General features: G+C 43.9%; 22 protein-coding genes. 7 read left to right on the top strand and 15 right to left on the bottom strand.

Going from position 1 to position 24449, the window contains the following annotated elements:
• Window positions 1-5: 5 nt before the first annotated feature.
• The 3 genes from AC0VYG_RS06280 to AC0VYG_RS06270 all read right to left on the bottom strand — a co-directional run bounded on the left by AC0VYG_RS06280 (window position 6) and on the right by AC0VYG_RS06270 (window position 2775).
• Window positions 6-461: an Lrp/AsnC family transcriptional regulator gene (locus AC0VYG_RS06280; RefSeq protein WP_475431463.1), complete on the bottom strand. Its 456-nt coding sequence runs from the start codon at window positions 459-461 to the stop codon at window positions 6-8.
• A gap of 108 nt (window positions 462-569) precedes the next feature.
• Window positions 570-1061, bottom strand: coding sequence for an acetolactate synthase small subunit (gene ilvN, locus AC0VYG_RS06275; protein ID WP_067018597.1), 492 nt, complete (start codon window positions 1059-1061; stop codon window positions 570-572).
• A 1-nt stretch (window position 1062) separates the two neighbouring features.
• A complete protein-coding gene (locus AC0VYG_RS06270) occupies window positions 1063-2775 on the bottom strand; it encodes an acetolactate synthase 3 large subunit (RefSeq protein WP_475432525.1) in 1713 nt (570 codons plus the stop codon).
• A gap of 450 nt (window positions 2776-3225) precedes the next feature.
• Between AC0VYG_RS06270 and AC0VYG_RS06265 the strand changes: the two genes are divergently transcribed.
• Together AC0VYG_RS06265 and queG are read left to right on the top strand one after the other, a co-directional pair.
• The gene (locus tag AC0VYG_RS06265; protein ID WP_475431462.1) at window positions 3226-3486 is read left to right on the top strand and encodes a hypothetical protein; all 261 of its coding nucleotides are present in this window, start codon (window positions 3226-3228) and stop codon (window positions 3484-3486) included.
• A gap of 92 nt (window positions 3487-3578) precedes the next feature.
• Window positions 3579-4652 carry a tRNA epoxyqueuosine(34) reductase QueG gene (gene queG, locus AC0VYG_RS06260; protein WP_475431461.1) on the top strand — a complete coding sequence of 358 codons (1074 nt, stop codon included), beginning with the start codon at window positions 3579-3581 and terminating at the stop codon, window positions 4650-4652.
• 48 nt (window positions 4653-4700) lie between these two features.
• On the opposite strand, the gene AC0VYG_RS06255 is transcribed toward queG, so the two are convergent.
• On the bottom strand, window positions 4701-5999 hold the full coding sequence (locus AC0VYG_RS06255) for a GGDEF domain-containing protein (RefSeq protein ID WP_475431460.1): 1299 nt from the start codon (window positions 5997-5999) through the stop codon (window positions 4701-4703).
• Between the two features lie 176 nt (window positions 6000-6175).
• On the bottom strand, window positions 6176-7036 hold the full coding sequence (locus tag AC0VYG_RS06250; protein WP_475431459.1) for an acyl-CoA thioesterase: 861 nt from the start codon (window positions 7034-7036) through the stop codon (window positions 6176-6178).
• 189 nt (window positions 7037-7225) lie between these two features.
• Here AC0VYG_RS06250 and moaA point away from each other — a divergent pair, with 189 nt between their 5' ends.
• The 4 genes from moaA (at window position 7226) to AC0VYG_RS06230 (ending at window position 10564) form a co-directional block, all read left to right on the top strand.
• Window positions 7226-8221 (top strand): GTP 3',8-cyclase MoaA, encoded by a 996-nt coding sequence (gene moaA / locus AC0VYG_RS06245; RefSeq protein WP_475431458.1) that lies wholly within the window; start codon window positions 7226-7228, stop codon window positions 8219-8221.
• Between the two features lie 13 nt (window positions 8222-8234).
• On the top strand, window positions 8235-8774 hold the full coding sequence (moaB, locus tag AC0VYG_RS06240) for a molybdenum cofactor biosynthesis protein B (RefSeq protein WP_475431457.1): 540 nt from the start codon (window positions 8235-8237) through the stop codon (window positions 8772-8774).
• 5 nt (window positions 8775-8779) lie between these two features.
• Window positions 8780-9985, top strand: coding sequence for a molybdopterin molybdotransferase MoeA (locus AC0VYG_RS06235; RefSeq protein ID WP_475431456.1), 1206 nt, complete (start codon window positions 8780-8782; stop codon window positions 9983-9985).
• A gap of 141 nt (window positions 9986-10126) precedes the next feature.
• Complete coding sequence (locus AC0VYG_RS06230) at window positions 10127-10564, top strand: HepT-like ribonuclease domain-containing protein (RefSeq protein ID WP_475431455.1); 438 nt, start codon at window positions 10127-10129, stop codon at window positions 10562-10564.
• A 24-nt stretch (window positions 10565-10588) separates the two neighbouring features.
• Here the strand turns inward: AC0VYG_RS06230 and AC0VYG_RS06225 are convergent, their stop codons facing one another.
• Window positions 10589-11509, bottom strand: coding sequence for a LysR family transcriptional regulator (locus AC0VYG_RS06225; protein WP_475431454.1), 921 nt, complete (start codon window positions 11507-11509; stop codon window positions 10589-10591).
• A 54-nt stretch (window positions 11510-11563) separates the two neighbouring features.
• Window positions 11564-12484 (bottom strand): phosphoserine phosphatase SerB, encoded by a 921-nt coding sequence (gene serB / locus AC0VYG_RS06220; protein WP_475431453.1) that lies wholly within the window; start codon window positions 12482-12484, stop codon window positions 11564-11566.
• Window positions 12485-12712: 228 nt separating this feature from the next.
• Between serB and AC0VYG_RS06215 the strand changes: the two genes are divergently transcribed.
• Window positions 12713-14158, top strand: coding sequence for an AhpA/YtjB family protein (locus AC0VYG_RS06215; RefSeq protein ID WP_475449900.1), 1446 nt, complete (start codon window positions 12713-12715; stop codon window positions 14156-14158).
• A gap of 126 nt (window positions 14159-14284) precedes the next feature.
• Here AC0VYG_RS06215 and AC0VYG_RS06210 read toward each other — a convergent pair whose 3' ends face one another.
• The 8 genes from AC0VYG_RS06210 to AC0VYG_RS06175 all read right to left on the bottom strand — a co-directional run bounded on the left by AC0VYG_RS06210 (window position 14285) and on the right by AC0VYG_RS06175 (window position 24443).
• Window positions 14285-15388, bottom strand: a complete 1104-nt coding sequence (locus AC0VYG_RS06210) for an MJ1255/VC2487 family glycosyltransferase (RefSeq protein ID WP_475431451.1) — start codon at window positions 15386-15388, stop codon at window positions 14285-14287.
• On the bottom strand, window positions 15385-15900 hold the full coding sequence (locus AC0VYG_RS06205) for a phosphatase PAP2 family protein (protein WP_475431450.1): 516 nt from the start codon (window positions 15898-15900) through the stop codon (window positions 15385-15387). Before AC0VYG_RS06205 ends, AC0VYG_RS06210 begins: the two co-directional genes overlap by 4 nt.
• Before the next feature lie 195 nt (window positions 15901-16095).
• Window positions 16096-17064, bottom strand: coding sequence for a phospholipase A (locus AC0VYG_RS06200; protein ID WP_475431449.1), 969 nt, complete (start codon window positions 17062-17064; stop codon window positions 16096-16098).
• A 53-nt stretch (window positions 17065-17117) separates the two neighbouring features.
• On the bottom strand, window positions 17118-17453 hold the full coding sequence (locus AC0VYG_RS06195) for a 5-carboxymethyl-2-hydroxymuconate Delta-isomerase (RefSeq protein ID WP_475431448.1): 336 nt from the start codon (window positions 17451-17453) through the stop codon (window positions 17118-17120).
• 101 nt (window positions 17454-17554) lie between these two features.
• Window positions 17555-18529 carry a 2-hydroxyacid dehydrogenase gene (locus tag AC0VYG_RS06190; protein ID WP_475431447.1) on the bottom strand — a complete coding sequence of 325 codons (975 nt, stop codon included), beginning with the start codon at window positions 18527-18529 and terminating at the stop codon, window positions 17555-17557.
• Between the two features lie 109 nt (window positions 18530-18638).
• Window positions 18639-20210, bottom strand: coding sequence for an FMN-binding glutamate synthase family protein (locus AC0VYG_RS06185; protein ID WP_475431446.1), 1572 nt, complete (start codon window positions 20208-20210; stop codon window positions 18639-18641).
• A gap of 165 nt (window positions 20211-20375) precedes the next feature.
• The gene (locus tag AC0VYG_RS06180; protein WP_475431445.1) at window positions 20376-22772 is read right to left on the bottom strand and encodes a bifunctional diguanylate cyclase/phosphodiesterase; all 2397 of its coding nucleotides are present in this window, start codon (window positions 22770-22772) and stop codon (window positions 20376-20378) included.
• Between the two features lie 468 nt (window positions 22773-23240).
• Entirely contained in the window at window positions 23241-24443 is a 1203-nt protein-coding gene (locus AC0VYG_RS06175) for an MFS transporter (protein WP_475431444.1), read from the bottom strand.
• Window positions 24444-24449: the final 6 nt, after the last annotated feature.

The following is a 24449-nucleotide window of genomic DNA, read 5'->3' as shown; positions in this document are numbered from 1 at the left end:
CGGCCTCATTCTGCCACTTGATCAATACCAAGTGGCATTTTTCGATCAACGGGCGTTGATAAAATCATCATCGTATTGGTGTCACTCAAATCAATTAAGCGCTCTAGCAGTTCATCCAGCAAGGACATAGAGCGCACGGCCACCTTTAAAATAAAGGCATAAGGCCCGGTGACATTGTGGCATGAGATCACCTCATCCAGACTTAAAACCAGCGCTTTAAATTCACGCTCTTTGGTTCGGTAAACCTGACATTCAACCAAGGCCGTAATGGGAATACCAACTTTCTCCAAATTGATTTTTGCACCATAGCCCGTAATAACGCCCGATTCTTCCAGTTTGCGCACTCGCTCTGCAACCGCTGGCGCAGAGAGATGAACCAGTTTTCCTAACTCGGCATAGGTTAGGCGAGCATTTTCTTCCAATGCTTTGAGCAACTTCCAACTCGTTCTATCGATTTCCATCCACTTTACCTTTCTACATCAGTCAATTTCTACCCGCCGATTCCGACATGACACATAAAAAAACCGCGACCAAGCGCGGTTTTATGATAGCGGTTTTCTCTATCGTAACTATAGAGACAATGTCTTTTCACCACGAGCAACACCGGATACACCAGTACGCACCACTTCCAGTAAATGCGCACCACCCAATGCTTGTAGGAAACCATCTAGTTTGTCGGATTCGCCAACGACTTGAATCGTATAAATAGAGGGCGTCATGTCAACAATATTACCTCGGAAAATATCTACGGTACGTTTCACCTCCGCTCGTTGCGCGCCAGTGGCACGAACTTTTACTAACATCAACTCTCGCTCGATGTGCTGACCTTCCGTTAAATCCACCAGCTTAACCACATCAATTAGCTTGTTTAGCTGCTTGGTAATTTGCTCAACCACTTGATCTGAACCAAACGTTGTCAGTGTCAAACGAGATAGAGTGCCATCTTCCGTCGCGGCGACGTTCAAAGACTCAATGTTAAAGTTACGCTGAGAAAACAAACCAACCACGCGCGACAAAGCACCGGGCTCATTTTCCATCAATACAGAAATAATATGTCGCATGTTAGGTTCGCTCCGTCTTGCTCAAGAACATATCGCGCATAGAGCCACGAGGCACTTGCATTGGATAAACGTGTTCTTCTGGGTCCACATAGCAATTGATGAAAACCAACTGATCGGTCATGGCAAAAGCTTCTTCCATCTTACTGTCAAGCTCATCTTTACTACGAATTTCGACGTATTTATGACGATAAGCATCCATTAATACTTTAAAATCCGGTAATGAATCCAAGTAAGAATTAGAATAGCGCCCTTCATAGTTCATATCTTGCCATTGACGAACCATGCCAAGGTAGCCATTGTTCAGGCAGAGAATTTTCACAGGCAAACCGTACTGCAAGCAGGTAGAAAGCTCTTGAATATTCATTTGAATACTGCCTTCACCGGTGACACATACAACGGTTTCTTGCGGAAAACTCATTTTGATGCCCATCGCCGCAGGCAAACCAAAGCCCATCGTCCCCAGACCACCTGAATTCACCCAGCGATTTGGTTTATCAAATTTATAGTACTGAGCGGTAAACATCTGATGCTGACCAACATCTGAGGCAACATAAGCATCCCCTTTTGTTGCACGCCAACACGCTTCAACGGCCGCCTGAGGTTTGATTTTTTCACTGCTGGTATCATAGCGACCACCATGAACCGAGCGCCATTCAGTAATTTGTTTCCACCAATTAACCAGTGCCTCTGTATTCGAAGTTTGTCCTTCAATCAAAGACAACATTTCGTCAAGTACCTGCTGTACAGGACCAACAATAGGCACATCCGCACGGATGGTTTTTGAGATCGCGGCAGGATCAATATCAATATGAATGATTTTGGCGCTTGGACAAAACTTATCAGGATCATTAGTTACGCGGTCATCAAAACGAGCCCCCACAGCTAAAATAACATCGCTGTGATGCATGGTCATGTTGGCCTCATAGGCGCCATGCATACCTAACATCCCCACAAACTGACGATCCGTTGCTGGATAACAGCCTAGGCCCATTAAGGTATTGGTCACAGGGAAGTTCATGGCTTGGGCAAAAGTCGTCAGTAAATCGGACGCACCACCCATGATCACCCCACCACCTGCGTAGATAATAGGGCGTTTTGCTGCCAACAACAGGTCTACCGCTTTTTTAATTTGGCCACTGTGGCCTTTTGTGGGCGGCGTATAGGAACGAATAGAAACAGATTCAGGGTATTTGTACTCGTATTTGTCCCCTGGCATGGTCATGTCTTTTGGCACATCGATGACCACTGGACCTGGACGACCCGTGCTAGCAATGTGATATGCCTTTTTCATAATCATTGGAATTTCAGCAGGATGCTTTACGGTGAAACTGTGTTTCACAATAGGGCGAGACACCCCGACCATATCGGTTTCTTGGAAAGCGTCTTCACCGATCAAGTAACTCATTACTTGCCCGCAAATGACCACCATCGGAATGGAGTCCATATAAGCCGTTGCAATTCCTGTCACCGTATTGGTCGCACCGGGTCCAGAGGTCACAAGCACTGTACCAGGTTTGCCAGTTGCACGAGCATAGCCATCGGCCATGTGCGTTGCGGCCTGTTCATGTCTTACCAGAACGTGCTTTACATCGGATTGACGATGCAAGGCATCGTAAATATGAAGAGCGGCACCGCCCGGATAACCATAGATATACTCAACTCCCTCATCTTTAAGGAAGCGGGCGATCATTTCGCCACCAGATAATAACTCCACTTTGTTACCCTCTATAGTATTCATCTGTCTGCTAAATTCTAATCATTATGTTAGTGCGGCTATTGTAACCGCATACGACAAACAGATTAAAGTTGATAAAACGAAGTTTGCTAAACTAATGAGGCAACCAGAACAAAAGTAACACTCAAACGCAATAAATCGCAGTTTTTACACTGTCCGCGTCTTTTCGCGAGGGGAATAAAATACGGTATACTTAACCCTATTCTATTTTGTGCTAATCAGAGTATTCTGATTAAGATGGGCTGATTGGCCCATAGGAAGAAGTCTTCGACAGGGTGTTGTCGAATTAATTGAATCCCAATTTTCGCAACACAATCAGAGACTGTCAACTAGAATATCTCTATACTAAGAAAAAGAGTGTGGATAAGACTTGCCCTAAAAAACACTTCGTGGTGTGATAGCGTCATAATTTGACTAGGAGTTTTGAACATGGCTAATGAGCTGAGCCAACAACGAATTATTGATGAATTCTTACGTTGTTTCCGAAAAATGTTGATGGATCCAGAGCTTGCAGGAGAGCTGATTCGTATTGCGAAAGAAAATATTCGTGAGCCGAATGCCTACCAACGCATTGCCGAAGAAGTCTCTAATCAAACGACCATAAAAATACAAGAGAATCATACCGAAGCCGACCGCATGTTCATCAAGCTATTGATGGACGTGGTAAAAGGCGATTCACAGCTTTATTGATTGTTTAGTGATTTACTGCTTCTGGTTAGACGGCAAGATGGCCGTCTAACCCCATCGCTGTCTTACCTTACAAATACCGATTGGTTATTCTCTTGTTACCACCAGCACTTTCTCGTCCCGACGATCTGACCAACTTAGCAGACCAGATAAAACACTGGGCCATTGAGTTTGGTTTTGCCGATGCTCGTATTGTCGCCCCTGATCTTGAACAATATAAAGATGACTTTAACAAATGGTTAGACAACGGCTATCACGCGGGAATGGATTATTTAGCCAACCACGGTGATATGCGCTTCCATCCAGAGCAACTACACGCGGGCACACGTCGGGTTATTTCCCTACGCATGCATTATTTGCCACAGTCAGTCGAAACCGTTGAGCGACTCAAAACAAAAGAAAAAGCTTATATAGCGCGTTATGCACTGGGGCGTGACTATCACAAGCTCATCCGCAAACGTTTAACCCAGTTAGCAAAAAAGATTCAAGAAGCAATCGGCGACCATGGCTATCGTGCTTTTGTCGATAGTGCCCCTGTGCTAGAAAGGCAAATTGCTGAACAAGCAGGCATGGGCTGGATTGGCAAAAACACCCTCCTACTCACGCCCAAAGCGGGCAGCTGGTTTTTACTGGGAGAAATTTTCACCAATCTCCCCCTACCCGTCGACCAGCCCACCAGCACTCGACATTGTGGTAGTTGTACCGCGTGTTTGACTCAGTGCCCAACTGATGCATTTGTGGGGCCTTGGGTATTGGATGCTGGCAAATGTATTTCCTACTTGACCATTGAGCATAAAGGCCCCATTCCTGTTGAACTAAGAAGCAAAATGGGCAATCGAATTTTTGGTTGTGACGACTGCCAGTTAGTTTGTCCTTGGACAAAATTCGCCAAACACACCGAAGAAGACGACTTTCAACCCCGACATGATCTGGACTCAGAAGATCTGATCACTCTATTTGCCTGGGACGAAGAGACATTTTTGAAAAATACCGCGGGATCACCGATCAGGCGAACTGGCTATGAGAATTGGCGACGAAATATTGCGGTGGCATTAGGTAATGCCCCTACTAACAAAGAGACGATAGACGCTCTCAAGAAAGGATTACTAAGCGGGTCTGAATTGGTCAATGAACACGTTCATTGGGCCTTAAAACAACATCAACAATAAGATGATATATTGAACATTCATTACCATCTAGACCTAGTGCATCTAAGCTTAAGGCATTCCCTTTTCATCAGGCCCTGTGTCGACTATAACCTGATTTCGCCCCATATTTTTGGCTTGATACATGGCGGCATCAGTCCGCTTTAATAAACTTATACTGCTTTCTCCAGGCAATAACTGGGAGACCCCAACGCTCATCGTGACCTGGATATCGAGACCATCAAAAGACGCCTCTTCTAACTCTTCTCGCAGGGTTTCCGCGATATATTGCGCCTGATCAATGGCGATATGAGGCAGTAACACCGCAAACTCTTCCCCTCCCCAGCGGGCAACAATACCATCATCCATCACAACACTTTCAAGCAACTTAGCGGTAACATATAAGACATGGTCGCCCATTTGGTGACCAAACTGATCATTTACTCGTTTAAAATTATCCAAATCGATTAACAAAAGCGACAAAGACGTTTGTTTATGCTCGGCCATGGCAACATGCTCTCTAAACAGCAGGTCAAAACGCGTTCGATTATAGGTCTGTGTTAAAGAATCGGTATTGGCAAGCGTATATAATTTCTTGTTTAGCTGTACTAAAGTCGTATTTTTCTCTTCAAGGCTTTGTGTCTTTTCCGCGACTTTTGCCTCTAGCTGGCTGTTTAACTCAGATAACTCTCGACGCGAAGCCGCCAAACCATGGATAATTTTATTCATGCCATTAAGTATCCATTGATACTCTAAAAAATGCAGAAACTTTGTATTTCCGTATAACCTTTTAGGATCATCTAAATTCATCTGGCTAAGTTCCTGCTGTATTCCGCTGACCGCCCTTCCTAACCCTCTGACGACGAAACAATATAGCAGTAAATAGATAATAGCGGTCTGAATGGCAAGTAAACCCATATACCAAAGTAACCGATGAACAAACATTTGCCACACTTTATCGTTAGAGACATACACACAAAGTCGCATAGACTGGTCTCGCAACGAAAAAGGATACATCCAGGTTTCTAAAGCAGACGTTCCCTGATTAATATGATCTAAAATGGGAATGGAGTGATCCACGGATTGAAGAAAAACGCCCTTAACACCTTCGTGATTTAACTGGCGACTCACCTCAAAAAAAAGCCCATCGCCATCAAGAGACAAATCAGTGTTTCCTAATGACGTCACGGAAGAATCTTTAATCTGCTGGATCAACAGGGAAACCGTCTGATCAACGTGACGCTTCTGCGTTGTTTGTACTTCAACATGATAGGAGAACAGTAGAGCGCCATAGACAATAACACTGATACAGACATAGCACCCCAATATGTTACAGACAACAAAATGGGTAAAACGGGCACACCTAGTCACAGTGAGTCACCAACAACTTGCACCAGTATTAACATCTAGAAGTCTGTCCTCTTAATATTGACCCATCACCCTCTTCAAGCTGCGAAAAAGTCACTGCATTTGTTCATATAGAAACGTTTTTATTACCACATCCAAGCTTTAAGACAATCGTCAGATACAAATCTCGATACGGTTATTTACTCCCCGTTATATCTTATTAACCCTTCTTGAGCGGTCGAGGCAACTAATTGCCCATTGCGATTAAAAATCTGCCCTCTCGCAAACCCTCTAGAATGACTGGCGGATGGTGAGTCTGCCACATATAAGAGCCAATCATCTAAGCAAAAATCACGGTGAAACCAAATAGCGTGATCCAAACTGGCAACATTTAAGTTAGGATTATTGATCGAAATCCCGTGCGGCAAGAGCGCGGTTTGAATAAAGCCATAATCGGTTGTGTATGCCAACATAGACTGATGTATTAATGGGTCATCAGGGAGCGCCTCAACGCTACGGATCCACATATGCCGACGCGGCATATCAGGGCGTGGCCGAAACGGATTTTGATTTTCCACTACTCGGTACTCTATTGGTCGATCAGCAGTAAACAATCCTCTGACCTTTTCAGGAATTTCATTGGCGTGAGCGCGATACAAACTCAGCTCTGATTGAAAACACTCAGGCCCTGGCACATTAGGCATCGACACCTGATGATCCAAGCCCTTTTCTTCAATATGAAACGACACTGTCATAACCAAGATGCATTTACCAAACTGATTGGCCATAACACGCCGCAAACTAAAGCTTCGTCCATCACGAACCACTTCGACATGATACTCTATGGGCTGGCTGGAATCCCCTGGACGTAAAAAATAGCAATGTAATGAATGGGGGCGACGATTTTCAACCGTCTGAGTCGCTGCACTCAACCCCTGACCTACCACTTGACCGCCGAATACTTTGGGAAATCCAATATCTTGACTACGCCCCACAAAATGATGTTCTGATACTCGCTCTAACTTTAATAAATCAATCAAATGATGAACGACATTATTCATATCACTTCCTCTTCCACCCCACATAGAATTTTAAGGGGATTTTACTACATTCTTATAGTGGTCATTATCGAATAGACTGACAACCCAGTTAAATCTGATACACTCAATGATAATTCAATTATAAAATGCATTGTATGACTTGGCAGCGTCAATGCTAGAATATTCGCAGATTTAAGAGAGGTAATTCTGTTGGCTACGTCATCGTTAATCGATCCATATGGTCGTCGAATTGACTACTTACGCATTTCTGTGACTGATCGCTGTGATTTCCGCTGCACATATTGTATGGATGAAGACGTCACCTTCATACCCAAACGCCATATCCTCTCTTTAGAAGAAGTGGTTCAAGTCGCTAAAACCTTTATCAAAATGGGCACCAAACGCATTCGTATTACGGGTGGCGAGCCACTGGTCCGTAAAAACCTTTTGTGGGCTTTAGAGCAAATTGCTAAAACCGATGGTCTTGACGAGCTGACTATTACGACCAATGGCTCGCAATTGGAAAAAATGTCACAAGGTTTATTAGATGCTGGCGTCTCGCGCATCAACATCAGTTTAGACACACTCAATGCAGAACGTTTTTTTAAGCTCACCCGACGTGATAAGTTTCAACAAGTCATTAATGGTATAGACAAAGCGACGTCATTGGCATTCAAAAGACTTAAATTGAACAGCGTTATTCTGAAAAACCATAATGATGATGAGATCCAAGCGCTTGGGACGTTTGCCCTTGAACGGGGAATGGACATTAGCTACATCGAAGAAATGCCCTTGGGTATGATACACGATCATGACCGTGCTGAGGCTTATCTGTCCAGCGATGATATTATCGACAGGCTGGGACAGCACTTTGACTTAACAGAATCCAACTTAACCACAGGTGGCCCGACACGCTACTACAATGTAGCAGGCTATCAAAATAAAATCGGCGTTATTTCGCCTCATAGTCATAATTTTTGCAGTGACTGTAACCGTGTCCGTCTGACTGCGGAAGGCCGCTTATTACTGTGTCTTGGCAACGAACACTCAAAAGATTTAAAGCCTTTTTTACGCACCCCATCCGTTACACAGGGCGCGTTAGAGGAAGGTATTATCAGCGCCCTTGCTTTAAAACCTTACCAACACCACTTTAACCTTGAAGATCCGCCACAAATCTTGCGCTTTATGAGCGCAACAGGAGGCTAACGAAGGAACTATTATGAGCAAACTACCAACCCCTTTTCGTCCCTTAAATATCTGTGTCCTTACCGTGTCAGATACACGAACTTTAGCAGAAGACACCTCAGGTGATGCTCTGATTACCATGCTTGAAGCGGCAGGTCATCACTTTATTGAGCGAGAACTCGTTCGAGACGATATTTATGATATGCGTGCTGTTGTTTCCCAGTGGATTGCCGACAAAAAAGTACAGGTTATCCTAATCACAGGAGGTACCGGCTTTTACTCTAGAGACAGCACTCCAGAAGCGATGATTCCTTTATTTGATAAGCAAGTTGAAGGCTTTGGAGAGCTGTTCCGTCAGATATCCTATGAAGAAATCGGCACCTCCACGATACAGTCAAGAGCCGTTGCTGGGCTGGCAAATAATACCTTAGTCTTTTGTCTGCCTGGGTCGACTGGCGCTTGTCGAACCGCTTGGAATGGCATTTTAAAAGAACAATTGGATTCGACACATCGTCCCTGTAATTTTGTTGAGCTTTTATTGGGGAAATTCAAGCCGAGTTTACATGAGGTCTAACAGGTATGTCTGAGCTTTTACCCTTTGAAGAGGCCTTACATGCCATCGAGCATGGTGTTAGCCAACAGGTAGCATGCGAATCCATTTCGTTAGCCAACTCTTTAAATCGCATTGCAGCGCAAGATATTTGCGCTCAACAAGCCGTTCCCGCTTTTGACAACAGTGCGATGGATGGCTACGCCTTACGTATTGAGGATTGGCAAAACGATAAACGCTTTCCCATTAGTCAGCGCATTCCCGCCGGTTACGCCCCAGAAAGATTAGCCCCTAATACTTGCGTACGGATTTTTACTGGTGCCAATATTCCTGCGGGTGCCAATATTGTTGTCATGCAAGAAGAAGCAGACGTTTCAGAAGAAGGTGTTCGCTTTCCTTTTTCCAATAACACATCCCCTAAACAGGGGGATAACATTCGTCCCAAAGGGCAAGACATCCAACTAGGACAAACCGTTCTAGCCAAAGGGACAAAAATCACGCCCATGCACATTGGCCTTTTGTCTAGCCTTGGCCTCACCGAACTCAAGGTTTTTACGCCGCTTCGAGTCGGCATATTAACCACGGGGGATGAATTAGTCCCAGCAGGCCATCCCCTCCAAAAAGGACAAATCTACAACTCTAATGGCCCTATGTTAAGCGCCCTTGTACAGCACTCTGGTTATGTGGTTGCCAAGTGTTTACATGCTGAAGACACACCTGAGGCAACGGAAAAAACCATTACAGAATTGCTGCAATGTAGTGATGTGATTTTATCCTCTGGCGGTGTCTCCGTTGGGGAAGAAGATCATGTAAAAAGCATTTTAGAAAAGCTGGGCTCAGTGCATCTTTGGAAAATTGCCATTAAACCTGGCAAACCATTGGTTCATGCAACCCTAAGTGGTATCCCATTTTTAGGATTACCCGGCAATCCCAGCTCGACATTGGTGACGTATCATTGGTTTGCTCGACGCTTATTGGCGAAAAGTGCAGGACACTCCCTTGATGGTGATAGGGCTTACCCTGTGATCGCAGGCTTTAGCCGAGAAAAAACCATCAAGCGAGATGAGTTTATCCGAGTCGCCATTGGTCACGATGGCCTCGCTTATGCTCACCCACAGCAAAGCTCTGGCGCGTTACTTGCCGCCTGCGAAAGCCAAGGCTATTTACATATCAAGGCGCATTCCAAAGTCGAATACGGCAATCACTACGACTTTTACCCTTTTACTGGCTTCTAAACGCCCCAGCAAAACGAAATAAGTGTAAATGTGCTTTAAAAGATAGTGCTTACGATAATTTAAACTAAACTAGAAGGAGCTCATTAGAGCTCTTTTTAGTGTCACTATCCACATCGGTGAGCGACCATGGAGAATGTACTTATGCGCGATATAGAATGGGAACAATCACTTTATCGTCATCAGCACGATATGATTGTCAGACTGGATAAATTTAGAAAGCGCGACAAAAGCCTCACGTTAACAAAAGACGAAAGCATGGCCATAGAACATGCCTTTCAGCTGCTTGTTGCGTCCATGTTAGATTTAGCGCGCTATGTATTAAAGCATCATTACCAAGTCAACATTTCTTCTCGCGATGACGTATTTGCTCAGCTCGTCTCGCATAATGACGTCACCTTGCAACAAGCAGAACAAATACGTTTTTTAATCGAATTAAGAGATAAAATTCTACACGACTATTTGTCTGAAAACTTTGACATGCTAGAAGACGCCATGAGCTTACGGCGCTATAGCTTGGTTGAAACGCTCACACAAGAGTGGCTAGCACAACTGGATAACAACCTAAAAGAAAAGGACTAAGAATAAGAAATAAACGTCAGAAGTTTATATTGCCTCATCAATAAATGCTTTTCTAAACAGACCACGAAACCACTGATGAGCAGGGTCATGCTGAAAACGCTCATGCCATATCATAGAATAATCAAATTCACGACTTTTAAACGGTAGTTGGTGCATCGTTAATCCCGGAATCGTCGCCATAATATCTTGAGCAAACAAACAGGGTACGGTTAACAATAAATCACTGTCTTTCACCACCCTGGCCGCTGGCACAAAGGTTGGTAACTGTAACGACACGTGACGCTTATGTCCTAACCGCTCCAACTCCCTATCCACAGCAAAATAGGCACGGCGCCCCAATACCACCTGCACATGGTCCGCTTGCAAATACCCTTCAAGCGTCAACTCAGTTTTGATATTAGGATGGTTTTCTCGAGCTAAACACACCATACGATCGCTTTTTAACCGCATGGCTCGCACACCAGCTGGAGGCTCTTTAGATAACACAGCCACGGCTAAGTCAATATCAACTTGATCCAGCTCTTGGGCAACATCCTCATCCCATGACTTCACATCCAACATCGCATTGGGAGCCGACTGCTGAAAAACGTCCAAAATTTTTGGCAAGACTGTCAAGGAGCCAAAATCGGTCGTCGAAAGAACGAAGCGGCGCTGGCTGGTTTGAGGAATAAAATTAACGGGCTGTAGCAATCGCTCTAAGCCCGCTAATGTTTCTTTCAGAACGGGTGCGAGCTCTAACGTCTTTGTGGTGGCGGACAATCCATGGGAAGTCCGAATAAACAAAGGATCGTCAAACACATCTCGTAAACGTGCTAACGAACGACTGACCGCTGGCTGTGAGACATCCAATCTTATCGCGGCCTTGGTCACATTTAGTTCTTCAATCAAAACCTGAAAAATATACAAAAGGTTTAAATCAACATCTGATAACCTGACTTCTGACAAAAGAATACTCCGATCGCAGAGACTCTGCTTACTGTACTGGGCAAGGCCCTATTATTATTTTTCTAAAATCGCTCTTATATCATCACTAGACAAACCTAGAAGATATAAAATGCCATCTAAACCCAGTGTATTCATTGGACAAGGTGCTTGCTTTCTGACAAGAGGCTTAGCATGTAAAGCGACGCCTAATGCGGCTTTCTTCAGCATTAACAAATCGTTTGCACCATCACCACAGGCAATCGTCTGAGACCATCCACACGCGGCTTCTTCCACCAGTGAGTCTAACAAATCCGCTTTACGCTGCGCATCGACAATAGGCCCCATGTGTTTGCCTGTTAACTTACCATCGATGATTTCCAGAACATTTGCATGAGCCTCCTGCATTTGATACTCAGCTCGGACACGATCTGCAAAGAAGGAGAAACCACCGGATAAAATCGCGGTATGCCAACCGAAGTGGTGTAGCACCTTCATTAAGGTAGCAATGCCCTCCATGTGGACGATACGCTGGTATACACCATCCATTACATCACAGCTTAAGCCTTCTAATAAAGAAAGGCGCTGAACAAAACTCTCGACAAAATCAATCTCGCCACGCATAGCACTTGCCGTCACCGCCGCAACCTGTTCGCCGATGCCCATCTCTGTCGCCAACTCATCCATGACTTCTGCTTTGATCAGGGTAGAATCCATATCAAATACGGCGACACCTGCCTGTCTAATATCCAGCGTGGAGGCTTGATAAATATGATCAATTTGTGTGTCATCAGATAGTTTAAGCAGCGCATTACGGAAGCTTTCGAGACGATCGTCCACTATGGAGTGTGTTAATGTCATACGCACAACAGATACGGCTTCGGACTCCCGAGTTAAAAAAGCAGCATGGCCTTCAACACCTTGTTCTTTTAGCCATGTCGTAAACTGAGTCAGATAACTCTCATCAAAGGTACCCATTAAGGTGATATTGGCAGACATAGTCACTCCTTACAAAGAATCCGACCACTATAACAAATCAGTTTGCAGAAACTAAGTACCTGACGAAATAACAGGCGAACATCAATGATTTATTTTTAGCATCGACGGATACATCTATACTAAAAGGAACTTTTTTTTGCGTTTTCCTTTACTCAAACAGTAAAGAAAAACAGAGTCACCAAGTGTATACTTGACTGATTGTTTTATAAGTCAATTTAAAGGGCATCAATGCAGACGCAAATGAAAAGCAACAAAGCCATCGCTTTCCTTCGAAAAAAGCTAACGGCGTCAGCAATTACCATCACAACGTTTATGTCTTTGATGATAATAACAGTGGGTCTTTTTTGGTTTACCATCACTCAAGCCTTGGAAAACTACCTGGACCAACAGACCGATGTGTTAGGTAACAGCCTAGCTACGCAAGCTGCTTTCAACGCGACTCAATCCATTTTAACGAATGACTTACTCAGCCTGAATGTCCTACTTAATCGTCTTGTATTGGATGATAATATCTTAAGTGCCCGCGTCTATAACAAAAAAGACGAACTGTTAGCCGAAGCCAGCAGTGGTAACGCTAAACAACCAACCAGTGCCGACTTTCGCCCATCTAAAACACACAGGTTATATACCTCAAGCATCCGCTTTCAAAATGATGTCGTTGGCCATGTCCTCATCACGTTAGACAAAACACCAGCACAAGAAACCCTTAAACATCTCACAAACTTATTGATCGGCGTCTCGATTTTTATATGCGCCATTGCATTGTTGCTTGTGGTCTTAGTCACTCGCTGGCTGTTTTCCCCCATCAATGATGCTACCGATGCCCTATACGCCCTAGCAAAGGGTCACCATGACGCAAAATTACCCAATGCGGCGTTCAAAGAAGGCAGAGCGTTATGTCATGCTGTTCATAACGCTCAAACACTTGAATGGCCGAAACCTGAACCAATAGACGAGCCCATTTCTCACGACATCACAGGGATACCGGCGAAAACACAACTAGAAATTGATTTTGAAACCATTTTAGCGGAATCAAGACGGCGCAGTTGTGTGCTTTTCATCGATATTCTTAATATTAATGAGTGGCACGAAAACATGACGCCACTACAAGTTGCCAACTTACTTACCCCCATTTACCGTGCGATTTTCCAAACAATCGAGCGGTTTCATGGGCAAGTGCACCAATACCAAGACGACTCCGTTCTCATCCTGTTTAATGCAGAAGATACGGGGGACCATTTGTATATGGAAGCCATTAGCGCTGCCCATGTCATAATCGGCTTAACGGAAGCCCTACTAGAAAACGAATTATACCATGATGCTCCCACCTTAAATCTTCACCTTGGATTACACAAGGGAACTTCTCACATTACTGACATGATGAAAAATGACACGTTTGATGCGGATGAGATAGGCGATCTAATGGATGACATCATGAAACTAAGCCGATCCACCAGTATTAATAAACTGGTCATCAGTGAACAAGTTTTCACCTTGAACGACATACAAAACCGCGTATTTACGGGGTTACCAGAAATCATCGAAGTAGACGAAAGCGAAGTATTAATTTACGAAGTGAAAGGACTGGCTGAAAAATATCAAAAACGTGTCCACCAATACATCAAAGAGATCAACCGTGCTGATGAAAACTTAGCGTTAGATACAAACGACTAATTCAGGCCAAACCTATACAAGCATATAGAAAAAGGTTTTAGCAATACCTATAAGCCGCAAATACGCCTCCCTAGCACGGCTAAAGAGGCGTTTAATGTTCATCTGCCCCGTCGTCCTGAAATGGGTTTACACTAGGACAGTACGCTGCCGCCGACTCGAGTCTGCGGTGGTCGACCCATTCAAACTAAAATCAATATCACCGGACAAGCTTGATGTTTGCGCCCACAGCTGCTCACATAAGGCCGCTAATCCCATGTCATTTTCTTTATGGAGCCACCCCACGACAGCTCTTGCCACATTGGGGTAATTTACCTGAACCACCCGACTGCTCTCTAACCAATTTTGAATAATCGACGAATTCAGTGTACTACTGGTGTGTGCAAGTTTTAGATATTCCAAAGCAATAGCATTCGAATGCTGCTCTATTTGCCCTTGTAGCGGCTTGGCTAAAATACGACGCCCCAATTGCAACGCTTCTGAATTCAGTTCGAACCCGGCATTACACAAAACGGATTCGCATTCACTTAAGTTTTTATGAAACTCAACGCGACTGAATGGAAAGACTTCAACATTGCCATAGATGCCAGGCTCAATGTCTTTACAGTGCATACGAAAATGGTAATTCGGAACCCCTTCCAGCCATTCCATGACCTCTTCACTGTCCTCAAAAGGCAAATAGACGAGCACATGGTCATCTTTGGGGTTGTTATATTTGTTATCCATCAGAATCAAAGGTGGCAAAATCGCATGACCAAAATGATGCCAGTGAGCACCCAGCTGTGTGGTAGCGGGCGCAAAATGCATCATAATCCATTGAGCGATACGACTCCCTTTAAATTGCGGAATATTATGATGAAATGCATATTGATGACCAAACCCGACACTAGGGGTTCCTTGGCGTTTCGCCGCCCAAGCAACAATAGGTTCAAAGTCCGTAATCACCAAATCGTAAGAACGAGTATTGATGGCTCGAATATCTTTCAGTAGCTTTATAATATTCGCTTTCCGGCAGGTAGAGACAATGTCCAGCTTGCCATTTCGCGCCACAAAACTCAGCCCCTGAAAAGTGTGATAATCCCCAAAGACATCCATATCGAAGTAATCTTTTGCGTCTCGTCCTGAAAAAATATAATCCACTTCAATACCCGCTCGGTGAAACTCAGCCGCCATTGAACGAGCACGAGTAATGTGGCCATTGCCAGTCCCTTGAACGCCGTACAAAATTTTCACACTAATGCTCCTACCATAATAGCCGCGCAAGCCGTGCCCAGTAATGCTCCCATTACCGTATCCGTTGGAAAGTGAACCCCTAAAAATATTCGAGACAGCCCCACATGACCGGCCCAGATATACAATAAAACACTGAATTCAGGAAAAAATTCGCTTAAACAATAGGCAATAAAAAATGCCCCAGAAGTATGGCCTGAAGGAAAAGAGAATTGGTCAGATGGGATAATAAAACTACTGAAATTTTCTAGGGCATCCGCCGGCCGATTGCGTTTAAAGCCGCGCTTTAAAAGAAAATACAAACAGCGCTCCAAAGCAAACCCCATCACTAATATCAACACTAAAGTATTAAATTCTAGCCACCACAAGGATAAAGCTAGCAGAGCATACAATGGGCCATCCGCACTAAAGGAAATAGCACGTCCTATTCGAGTAAATCCAACACGATGTTTGCGTGCCATAAACCAAGAAAAAGCATGCACATCTACTGTGTGGATATTTTGAAGGATATTCATACGCCACCCCGCTCATTATTTGTCTTTCTAACATAGAACAGAAAAATGTCAGTTTAGCGGCAGTTATATGACAGCTGTATGAAGCCCATACTCACTGTAAAATTATAATAGGATTCACAGACTAGAACGAAAAATGCCCCGAATGATACGAGGCATTGAAAATGACATTCACTCACACAAACGGCACCCGTTACCTCATAACCAGCTCGTTAGCATGATTCCCACACCTAACGTTTGTGAGCTGTGGTTATAATCGAGCAATGAATCACCGTAACCATTAAAGTACTGTATGTAACCTCTCGATTTCCCCCAAAGAGGGAAAGTAAAGCCTAATTGCACCGACCCTTTATTACCGGATGTACGAAGATTATTTCGTAGGGTCATATCAAATGTATAATCGTCAATGGTATGCACCATGGTCAATTCCCCATAACCCAAATATTTTTCAATATCAGGATTATCATCGTCGGCGGCATTTTCAGGAATACGATACCAAGGTTTGATGGAATAAACGGTATTTTCAGTCTGAAACAAAAAGTCGACGTATAAACGGTTCCAAGAACGAGATAAAGCCGTTGATTGTCCATTCGATTGATGCACAATACCGTAGCTTATATAAGTTGGCTTAATACCAAACAAAGCTTTTTTGGGCTCCGTCATTAGAAACATTTCTGGCTCATAGTTAGTGTCTCTAAAGGGCGCTGAAATACTACTATTGTATGCTTGCCAATAGGACAGCTGGGTGTAGGCCACCCATAAACTACTGTTTTTACCAACCACATCGTATAAAACAGGCACTTTAAAGCTGAATTGAAATTTAAATTCAACGTCATTTAAATCATCTGAGCTGTTTTTATCCCCTAAAAACGCCCGACTGACAGGGTGAGGGTTATAGTTAAACGGTAAAAAATAATTGGTTTTATAGGGTGTTAATACAAACGGATTATTAGCCGTTGCTTGCTCTTGTTCCATGCGTTGCTGTATAAGGCCATGGGCCTTTTTAGCACGCTCCGAGATAGGTTCAGGAACAGTGGGCTCTTCCGGCGTCGAATCATCAGAAGTATCGGGGTTAGCGTTAACAGACGATGGATCCGTCAGTGCTTTACTCTCTGTTGCCCACAACAAAGAAGGTGAACATAATATCAGTACTAGCAACCATTTCATGTTTTTGTCCTAGGGTCTCTCAGAGAAAGAGGTCAGTATTACAGTGACAGTACTCATTTTTTTGTGTAGGTTTCTTTGTCCATTTCACATATGTCGACAGTGAAACTCACATTCACCACCTTAAAGCCCTGTAGAGCATCAAGAACTAAAGAGGAGAGTGCTTTTCTGTTCTCAACTGAACGACCAGATAGCATCCGAATAGTGACATGCACAAAGGCATCATCCTTGCCCCCTGTCACAACGTTTTTGTAAGCAAGCGCCCTTAACTTAAGATCTTCCTCTTCAAAAAGGCCCGAAGCCAAGCAAGCCGACTTTACCGCGTCCAGCCAATCGACTGGCGGCACTTCTTGTTCTAAATTTTGGCTGTATTCGACAATACAATGAGGCATACACCACTTCCTTATAATATGTTCGCAAAATATTATCGTTAGTATACTACGGCCATATTGCAGGCCATTCAGAAAAGTGAAAACCTTTATTTATTTCATGATTAATAACCTAAAGAGGCATTAACACCTTCTGGGATAAAACCATTCGCACGATAGAGGCGAATCGCCTTCGCCACTATTTGACTAGCAGAAGTGGGATTCGTTGGTGCGGAAATATGAGGTAAGACAGTTACCTTCGGGTGAGACCAAAAAGAGTGTAAAACGGGTAACGGTTCTTGAGCAAACACGTCTAATACCGCATGATCTAGATGTCCATTATCCAAGTGTTCTAACAAAGCCATTTCATCCACTATGGGGCCTCGGGCAAAATTAATCACCATAGCACCACTTGGTAACAGAGCCAACCTTTCATAATTAAGTAGACCACGGGTACGATCAGTCAAAGGTAGCAAACAAATCAAAATATCACTGTCCCTCAACAATGCTTCTAATCCCTCGTCACCACAATAACACCTAATTCCCTCAAGAGTTTTGGCCGTTCTACTCCATCCCGACACACGAAAACCATTGTCCACTAGCCGGGCTGCACTAACCTGCCCTAGTTCCCCTAATCCTAACACCCCCACTCGTCGGTCCTGTGGCATCACCATTGCCCGTTGATACCATATTTTCTCTTGCTGCTGTTGCCTATAAAATGGCATACCGCGATGCAGATACATGGTCCACGCCAACACCGCTTCAGACATGGTCTTCGCCAACTCAGGGTCAACTAAACGGACAATGGTAAATGACATCATTGTCAATTCATCGACCATACGATCCACGCCAGCCCACACACTATGCGCCCACTTTAAATTTGGCAGTTGCATAAGTTCTTGAGGATCTGGGTTGGCGACAATTGCCACGTCACATTGCGACTTTTCCGCATCGGACAAAAGACTAAAAGCCACAATGGTTTCTTCAGGGAGCAAAGCCGATAATTGCTTAATCCAAACCGCCTGCTCGGCCTCTTCTATTCGACCAACAAATGGAATCATCCTAGGTAATCCTGCCTTCACTTTTTGATTGCTGATCATTGACGATCCCACTCGTCACCAAGATCCCCTAAACTAACGTCAACCTGACACACCAACACAAACGCGCTTATACCCTCAGTTGACCTTCCTTGGTACGTATCTATAGGATTTATGAACGGACGGTATTCTCTTCTTTTGACGTTGTTTCTGAGGTTTCAAACCCAACAAGGTTGATAAACTCTGGACGCACATTGGGCAAAGGATTAACTTCTGAAAAGAGTGAAGAATGACTCTGATTTTCGATAATCCGAACATGCTCACGAGTCAACTCCCTCGGCTCTTTAACACCGCAAGAATGAGCAATCAACCCAATGCCATGCAATAGGCCATCGGCATAGTTAGCAACCCGCTCAGATTTCTCCTGGGCTTGCAGACCTTTTTGTAGGTCAGCGTTATGTGTAGTAATACCTGTCGGACAAGTATTCTTATTACACTGTAACGCTTGAATACAACCCAAAGAAAATAAGAAACCACGCGCAGAAACAACAAAATCCGCTCCTGCACTTAAAGCCCATGCCGCTTTCCCGGGTACCACTAGTTTGCCGGAGGAAATGATTTTGATGTACTTTCGAAGCCCATACGCTGTCACTATATCCACCACTCTCGGTAAACTTTCGCGCAACTGCATCCCCACATAGTCCATCAATGGCTGAGGTGCAGCCCCTGTTCCACCGTCAGAACTGTCTATGGTAATAAAGTCAGGGCAATAGGTTAGGCCTTTTTTATGCACTAAGTCGCACAACTTCTCGAAGAAATGAAGATCCCCCACCACCATTTTAAAGCCAACGGGCTTACCCGTTAACGAACGGACGTGGTGTATCATTTCTAGCAGGTCTTCAATATTCTTAATATTCTTATGGCCATTGGGACTGATGGAGTCGCGCCCTTTAGGAATTCCCCGAATATAGGCTATCTCCTCCGTCACTTTGGCCCCTGGCAACATTCCGCCTTTGCCAGGTTTCGCTCCCTGTGACATCTTTATCTCTATCATGCGTACTTGCTCATGGGCCGCAACCTTGGCTAATTTCTCATCATCTAAATTGCCTTGCTCATCACGAACACCGTATTTTGCTGTCCCTATTTGAAAAACTAAGTCACATCCACCTTCTAAATGATAAGGTGATAACCCGCCCTCACCAGTATTCATCCAAATACCAGCTTTACGAGCCCCCTTCGATAAAGCCTGTACCGCTGGTTTAGACAAAGCGCCAAAGCTCATACCAGAAATATTCACAACAGAGCTAGTGCGATAGGGCTTTTTGGCAGTAAATTCACCAATACAAATTTCTTTCGGCAGAGAGGCATCTTCGTCCAACGTCGGAAAAGCACAGTTGACAAAGAAAATATCACCGGGCGTCTCTAAAGAACGTGTCGAACCAAACGCGATGGTTGTATCGACTTTTTTCGAAGCACGATAAGCCCAGGAGCGCTCTGCACGGTCAAATGGTCGCTCTTCTCGGTCCATCGCAAAAAAGTACTGTCGAAAAAATTCGCCTAAATGTTCGAGGAGATACCGGAAGCGCCCCACAACAGGGTAGTTTCGCCTTATGGTGTGTAAGGTTTGGTGAGTATCCACCCAATACATAACACCAATCACGATCACAAGAATAAGCAACCCAAAAAGAAACAGGATGGCTCCCCAATGTATTGTCTCGGTAGCAAGTGACGACAACGTATTCATCGATAATGACCCCTAATAGAGAAAAATGCCTTTAACCTATGCAAAGACGATAAATAGACTTCAAAACCCTCATTCATTGCCATCGAATAAGAGCGATCGTTTTTATTATTGAATGAACTTATTAACAACGCTCACTTCAATACTAAGAGTAAGGTATTCAGCCTATTAATTCATCTTCAAACCATGCACGCATTCGTTAACAAATTGTGAAGAAGAAACGGGGCGGCTAAATAAATACCCCTGATAGAAGTAGCAACCTATATTCTGTAGCCGCTCAAACTGTGCCACACTCTCAACCCCTTCAGCTAATACACTCACATTGAATGCTTTTGATAAAGCAATGATGGAGATCACAATGGCTTCGTCCCCTTTATCATCCAATAAATCTCTCACAAAAGATTGATCTATTTTCAAACGATTAATAGGCAATATTTTTAAATATTTCAATGACGAATAGCCTGTTCCAAAATCATCAACAGACAAATGAACCCCCATGTCACGAATCAGGTTCATTTTTTCTAAGGAGGAGTCAAGATCGGCCAACAACATGTTCTCGGTGATCTCTAAATCGACACAGCAAGTTGGCAATTGGTACTTGTCTATTTTTTCTTTGAGCATCGCTAAAAAACCATACTGCTGAAATTGTAAGGGGCTCACATTGATAGACATTCGCCAACTAGGAAGCCAAATACCGTCTTCAAGCCATTTTGATACTTGAGAAAAAGCCGTATCCATGACCCATGAACCGATATCAACAATCAACCCCAACTCCTCGGCCAGTGGAATAAATTCACTGGGGGAAATAAAGCCCCGCTCACCATCGTCCCAACGAATTAACGCTTCCGCACCGATTAGCTCCCCAAGATTATTCACCTGTGGTTGATAATATAACTCAAATAGGCCTAGCTCGATCGCTCTATGTAAAGACTTTTCTTTTTCCAATCGAAGGTCAGAAATAGCTTGCATGGTATTTTCGTATATCACATAAGTATTACGTCCCGCCTCTTTCGCTCGATAAAGCGCAGTATCGGCTTGCTTAACAATGGTTTCCACTTGCCAGTTTCGACCTGAAAACAACATTACACCAATACTGGCGGAGATATGCATAGAGTGCTGATCAATCTCCTGGGACGTTGCACAAAGCACTAATACTTTTTGTGCAAAGGCTTTAACAAATGCCTCAACCTCGGTTTGCTCATCCATCCCCGTCACAAAAAAAGCAAATTCATCGCCTCCCATACGCGCCAGAACAATCGACTCTCTCTCCAATAAAGACAACTCTTCAGCGACACGGACCAAGAGTTTATCACCTACGTTATGACCAAGCGCATCATTGATGGTACTAAAACGGTCAAGGTCGATTAGTATCAGAGCCCCGAATTGACCTTCATGGATGCTGTGCTTGAGATAGTCATCAATTTTGTCGATAAGTAGCTGTCGATTAGGTAACTTGGTAAGAGGATCATAATAGGCTAACTGGTGAATATGCTCTTGTGCTTCAATACGCTCCGTCACATCTCGGACCAGCAACAGAATTTCTACTTTTCCCTGCAAGTCAAATTGCGCTAAATGAATTTCAACAGGAATGGCTTGCTTTGCTCCTCTAAAGAGAGTTTCCAGTGTCAGGGGCGTATCTGGAGGCATCGTATCAATATGGTGTTTGATGGTATTAAAGGTCTCCTCATCTAACACCTTCTGTGCCGATTGATTCAGTGCAACGCTCGCTTGTTCGCCCAACATGGTTCGTGCCGCCGTGTTCAAAAACACGACATTAAACTCTTGATCAAGCAACAAAATACCATCCGCTGCGTGCTCTATCACCGCCACGGAGTGAATATAACTGCGTTCTAGCTCATCTTTCGTATGCTTAAGCTTTTGCCATAGTCGTGCGAAACTGACATAAAGACGTCCAAATTCATCAAAGCGATGGCGACGAGACAAAATATCAGGAAACGGCCGATCCAAGTCTTCTTCAATAGACGCGAATACTTGTGTTAAACGCTCTAGGGGATGAGTAATTAAAAAATAAAAAAACACCGAAATGATAAAAGCAAACAACAAATCTTTGACCAAGTTATACATCAGGATCGAAGTGTGTTTAATTAAAAAGTTTTCTGCTAATACCTGTTTTTCTGGCCAGATAATTAACTGACCTGCTTTAAAGTAAGGCTTTCGTAAAATAAGACTACGGCTATAGGAAGAGAGGTCAGGGAGTAAGAAATTAGCAACGGATTTAGAAAGAAGAAAGTGTGTCTGTGAGGACTGACCGGATACGAATACCTTACCCGCCTCATCTTTTACTTCGACGCGCGCCACATTAGGGTTCAGTAACAAGCTGTCTACTTGCTGCTTGATAAGTGTTTTGTCCAAACGAAAAGTCGCTTCAGCAATCGGGTTTTCAACAATTGTTAAAATATCATTAAAGAAATGATTGATATTCTGCTTTTCTGTAGAAACCCCTTCTAATACCTGAACAAAACTACTCAGCAAACTCAATACAACCGCTAAAGTAAACGTCAATACCGCCTGTTTTATAAACAAAGACCTAGACAGTCGTCCCATTCGATTCCTTCCGCAAAAAGATATGGTTAATGTGCTACTCTACCTATATTGCCCATCCTTGGGCAAAACATAAATATATTTTATAGGCGATTCAATGGATATAAGGATCAATTCCCATTGATACTAGGGAAAGTGCGAGTCAGTCGTCTAAGCCTCAGACTTTCAAAGAAATTGTCAATTAAGGCACGACGCTGCAGGAATGTAGGTACCTTTCAAAGCGTTGCAACGTAGAGTGACACTTTCGCAAGAAGCCCCGCTGGGCATGATCTCAAGGCTCATATTCTTTGTTAAGCATCTCGTCAATAGGGCCATCCACATGCTGATGCCTACATGGATGTCGCTCACTAGGGCAATGCAGGAGCAGTTGCCGAGACAAGAAGGCTTGTTCGTATCTTCCCCAACAATAAGACTAACACATCAAAATACTCTAAGCGGCTAGATTTTACATAATGGAACGCTTTTGTAACGCTATTTTGGCGCCGTATTAAATCCATTAACCTGATATAATCTAATTAGACTGATACCTGCTAAAACGACCATCCCCAACACAATCAACGAACCAATGATCACCCCTTGCCACTGGTCAGCACGCCAAAAAGGATCTAGATAGTAGCCCCCCATACTGCCGCCTAAATAATAGCAAACCAAATATAAAGAAGACGCACTGGCTTTGGCATACTTCGCGTTGCGACTCACAAAACTACTTGCCGTAGAATGGCATAGGAAAAAACCAAAACAATTTATTGCTAAACCACAGAGGATAACTTCTAAATGGGAGCTCAAAGTGATTACTGAGCCCAACATAAAAATAATCGTTCCAATGACCATAATATAAGGTTGTGCTAGCCGTTGAGCTAATCGACCAGATATTGCTGATCCAACTGTGCCGGCAAGATAGGTTAAAAATAACAAGCCAATGTATTGGGAGGACAAGTGATACGGCTCTGCTTCCAAGCGAAAGGTGATGTAGCTGTATTGATTAATGAAAACAAAGAAACTCAAGCCACCAATAAAGTAAGCGGTCAATAGACGACGATTACTTAAATGCCCCAACATATTAGAAATAATCGACGACCACTTCAAAGGCTTCGATTCGAACTGCTTTGAGGCAGGTAATAACATAATAAACGCAATTAAAAACACAAAACTGATGCCGGCCATGACAGTAAAAGCAGCGGATCGGCCCACCCATTCCCCCACAAAACCACCAATTAAACGACCGCCAATCCCTCCTAGCGTATTACCTCCAATATATAAACCAACCGCCACCATCATCGCTTCAGGACGGTATTCCTCCCCTAAATAAGCCACCGCAATAGCAGGCAACCCTGCCAAAAAAAAGCCCTGCAAACCTCGCAGCAATAAAAGCGTTTCAAAACTATGCACCACGGACAAAGCATAGGTGGTGCAAGTCACCCCCAGCAATGTAATCACCATCAGCCTTTTTCGCCCAAAAGCATCGGATATAGGGCCATAAAATAGTAAAGACACCCCCAACGTCAGCGTAGTTATGGTAAAGCTAGCAGAGGCCTGCAACGCACTCACTTGAAACTCATTGGCAATCATGGGCAACAAAGGCTGAGTCACATAGACATTCGCAAACACCATAAACGATCCAATCACCAAAGCAATCGTTCCACGCCAAAAAGTACGACTTCCCGTTTCAACCATACGGCC

This window comes from Marinomonas sp. 63XJN7_7_ISO-PGPR-S23-202 (assembly GCF_056173505.1).
The sequence above is the reverse complement of the archived record's forward strand: the minus strand, read 5'-3'. Positions and strand labels throughout refer to the sequence as shown.